Here is a 458-nt window from a genome sequence, read left to right as displayed (position 1 = left end):
GAACTCGTCCTGGCCCGCCTTGCGGAGCTTTAGCTGGGACTCGAGGTAGGTATCCTCCATCTCGTCGAGGACATCGTCGGGAATATAGATCGTTCGCCCATTCCACTCGTCCTTGATGTTTGTCTTCGTTTTGCTCGTTTCGTTCGTTTCACTCGTTGAAGTCGATTCGGTCGTTTCGGTCGATGAACTGGTTTCCACCGTTTCACTCACCTCACTCGTTTCGCTGGAATCAGCCTCGTCGTCCTCCTCTTCGTAGTTGCCCTCGATGCCGGATGCATCGCCCCAGCCGTCGGTCATGCTTCCATCTCCTCAGGTGCGGTCTTCTCAAACGCCTCGTCGAACAGGTCGGCGATCTCGTTGAACAAATCGCGTGCATCCTCAACGCGCTGGTTCTCCTTGCCGAAGCCAAAGACGGACACCCCCTCGCCAATCGACTGGGAGAGGTCGGTCCGCTTCGG

1 protein-coding gene and 1 pseudogene are annotated in these 458 nt (G+C 56.8%); both read right to left on the bottom strand.

What is annotated here, in order from left to right:
- Positions 1-297: hypothetical protein (locus D3D02_RS19630; RefSeq protein ID WP_121571391.1), on the bottom strand; the 297-nt coding region annotated here is incomplete at its 3' end.
- A pseudogene (locus D3D02_RS21590) lies at positions 294-458 on the bottom strand (ParA family protein); the annotation flags it as partial. The pseudogene D3D02_RS21590 and the gene D3D02_RS19630, both read right to left, overlap by 4 nt.

Source organism: Halobellus sp. Atlit-38R (assembly GCF_003665925.1).
GTDB classification, from domain to species: Archaea; Halobacteriota; Halobacteria; order Halobacteriales; family Haloferacaceae; genus Haloquadratum; species Haloquadratum inordinatus.
Note: the sequence above shows the minus strand (reverse complement) of the source record. Positions and strands in the feature narration are given on the sequence as shown.